Origin of the sequence: Mesorhizobium sp. (genome assembly GCF_005063415.1) — a bacterium.
Lineage (GTDB): Bacteria > Pseudomonadota > Alphaproteobacteria > Rhizobiales > Rhizobiaceae > Mesorhizobium.
The window spans coordinates 1-3,410 of sequence record NZ_SUEG01000269.1 but is presented as its reverse complement, the minus strand read 5'-3'; the positions used below and the strand labels follow the sequence as shown (position 1 = coordinate 3,410).

Genomic DNA, 3,410 nt, shown 5'->3' with positions numbered 1-3,410 from the left:
AGTTCGCCGTAACGCACGGCGCGGACAAGACCGCGCGGCTTCACATCCTTGGCATTGAGGGCGAATCTCGTGGCCGGCAGATCGACGACCAGACGATTTGGGCCGCGCAGCAGGAACCATTTGATGTCCGGCTCGCGGTCGAAATTGATGACGATACGCGTCTTGGTGGCATCGCCGGCCATCTTGTAGCTTGTGGCACCGAGCGGTGCGTCGGCAGCACGCGAAAGCGGCGAAAGGAGCAGGCAAGCCAGGATCAGCGGCAGCAGGCAGGCGGTGCGGAAGAACCGGCCTCCATGATGACGGCCCTTGTCTGCGAAGCCTGCCAGTCCCATCTTTCTACCAGTCGCTCCCGTTTGGCGTCATGCCCGATCGCTTGTCGAAGTGCCTTATTGCTTGTCAAAGTGCTGGCAGGCCGCGAACTCGATTAACGATTGGTATCCAGAGAAGGTTAACCAAGCCTTTTCATGGAAGGCTTGGGACCTGTGCTTCCGCTGCGGAACGGCTTTTTGCCGGCATCGGGAATCGGGGTTGCCTTCCAACCCGCCAAATCATAAAAGCGATGGTGGATCACTGCAATCCTGGAACCGTCCTCCTCCGCAGCTTACTGCTACAGGTCAGACGCAAGACGGCTCCTTTCGCTTCAGGCGAAGAAGGCATCGGTGATCGCGACGATTTTCGCAGGCGTGCTCCCGTGGCGGGGGAATCGCCTGCGTGAGCAAAACGGCCGGGATTGTCTCGTGCCGGCTCTGTATGAGCAAACAAGCTGGTCCGGTTTTTCCCGGGCTTTGGTTCAAAAGGTTCTGCTGGTGACGATGGCTTCAAGCGCAATCATGGAAAGGTCCGCAACAAACCGCGCCACTACGGCTGCGGGCGGCACCGCCATGGCGCTCAGGCAGCGGCCGGCGGACGTTCAATTGTCCGGCACCCATGTTCCAGGTCCACGGCAGCGGGCATTGTCCCGCAAGCTGCGGCCGACGGCTGCCGGGAGGAAACGTAATAATGCCCAACAAAATGCTGATAGACGCCTCCCACCCGGAGGAAACACGCGTTGTCGTCGTTCGCGGTAACCGTATTGAAGAATTCGACTTTGAATCCCAGGACAAGAAGCAGCTCAAAGGAAATATCTATCTCGCCCGCGTAACGCGCGTCGAACCTTCCCTGCAGGCAGCCTTTGTCGAATATGGCGGCAACCGTCACGGTTTCCTCGCCTTCAGTGAAATACACCCCGACTACTACCAGATTCCGGTCGCCGACCGTCAGGCGCTGCTGCGTGCGGAAGCACAGGAGGCCCAAGACGAAGAGGACGAGGAAGCCGCCGAAGGCGAGGACCGCCAGAGCCGCGACCGTGGCAAGCGCGGACGCCGGCGTGGCGGCAAGAGCCGCGACCGCGGCGAGCACAGGCGCGAGGCAGGCGCGTCAGACGGTGAGAATGGCGAGAACGGCGAAGATGCCGTCGCAGAAAACCTGGATGCCGCTGCCGACGACACCATGTCCGACATTGCTGGACAGAGCGAGGGTGCCGCCGGGCAGAGCGATGAAGTCGCCGATCGCGGCGAGACCGAGCCGTCCGAAGGAGGATCCAGTTCCATCGCTGCCAGCGTCGATGCCGATGTAATCTCGGAAGCCGTCCCGCAAGTCGAGCTAAGCGGGGTCGAGACAAGCGGGGCCGAGACAAGCGGCGAAGCAACCTCCGAAGACAATGATCGCGGCATGCTGGAAGAGGTGCAATCCTCGCATCCGGACGATCACGAGGTCGAATCGGTCGGCGCCGAAGACGCGCTGGAGGAAGTGCGCAACCGCCGCAAGCCGGTGCGCCGCCAGTACAAGATCCAGGAAGTGATCAAGCGCCGGCAGATCCTGCTGGTGCAGGTCGTCAAGGAAGAGCGCGGCAACAAGGGTGCGGCGCTGACCACCTATCTGTCGCTGGCCGGCCGCTATTCGGTGCTGATGCCAAACACGGCGCGCGGCGGCGGCATTTCGCGCAAGATCACCAACGCGCAGGACCGCAAGCGGCTGAAGGAAGTGGTCGCCGATCTCGAAGTGCCGCAAGGCATGGGTGTCATCCTGCGTACGGCCGGCGAAAGCCGCACCAAGGCAGAGATCAAGCGCGACTACGAATATTTGATGCGGCTTTGGGAAAACGTCCGCAATCTGACGCTGCAATCCACGGCCCCTGCCCTGGTTTACGAGGAAGGCAGCCTGATCAAGCGCTCGGTGCGCGACCTCTACAACAAGGATATCGACGAGATCCTGGTTTCCGGCGAAGAAGGCTACCGCGAGGCCAAGGATTTCATGCGCATGCTGATGCCGAGCCACGCCAAGGTGGTTCAGCCGTTCCGCGACACGACGCCGATCTTTGTGCGCAACGGCATCGAAGCGCAGCTCGACCGCATGCTGCAGCCGCAGGTGACACTGAAGAGCGGCGGCTACATCATCATCAACCAGACGGAAGCGCTGGTCGCCATCGACGTCAATTCGGGCCGTTCCACAAAGGAGCACTCGATCGAGGACACCGCACTCCACACCAATCTGGAAGCCGCCGAGGAAGTCGCCCGGCAATTGAGGCTGCGCGATCTCGCCGGCCTCATCGTCATCGACTTCATCGACATGGAGGAGAACCGCAACAACCGCTCCGTCGAGAAGCGGCTGAAGGATCACCTCAAGAACGATCGCGCCCGCATCCAGGTCGGCCGCATCTCGCATTTCGGCCTGATGGAGATGTCGCGCCAGCGCATCCGTGCCAGCGTGCTGGAATCGACGATGAAGCCTTGCCCGCATTGCGGCGGCACCGGCCACGTGCGCTCCGATTCGTCGGTCGCGCTGATGGTGGTGCGGGCAATCGAGGAATTCCTGCTCAAGGATTCGCGCAGCCACATCACGGTGCGGACGCCGGCGGCGACCGCGCTCTATGTGCTCAATCACAAGCGCGGCACGCTGGTGGAATTCGAGCACCGCTTCGGCGTGACCATCACCATCGAAGCCGATGATACGGTCGGTGCACAACACTATGCCATCTTCCGCGGCGCGCTGGCCGAAAAGCCGGAAGGCTTCGTCGAGGCGCGCACGTTCCCGGCCTATGTCGAGCCGGAAGAACCCGAGGACGAGATCGTCATCGAGGAGGAAGACGAGGCACCGGTGCAGGCCGAGCAGCCACGCCCTGCCCAGCAGCCGCAGCAGCCAAGGTCCGGCGAGGACGGCGAAGGCCGCGATCGCAAGCGCCGCAAGCGCCGCAGACGGCGCGGGGGCAAGGATCGTGAACACGGGGAACGCGAGCACGGGGACCGCGAACAAGGGGACCGCGAGCATGGCTCTGCTGTGGAAGGTGCTTCCGTTTCGGCGCCGACAGACGACGCCTTCGTAGCCGCGGGCGACCAAGCCGCCGAAGCGGACCGTGAAGCGCCGGCCGGTGT

General features: G+C 62.7%; 2 protein-coding genes. One reads left to right on the top strand and one right to left on the bottom strand.

Annotated features, from left to right (window positions below):
• On the bottom strand, nt 1–332 hold a 332-nt coding region (locus E5W70_RS31450; RefSeq protein ID WP_292665156.1), incomplete at its 3' end, for an AMIN domain-containing protein.
• Between the two features lie 667 nt (nt 333–999).
• On the opposite strand from E5W70_RS31450, the gene E5W70_RS31445 reads away from it, so the two are divergent.
• Nucleotides 1,000–3,410: ribonuclease E/G (locus E5W70_RS31445; protein WP_292665154.1), on the top strand; the 2,411-nt coding region annotated here is incomplete at its 3' end.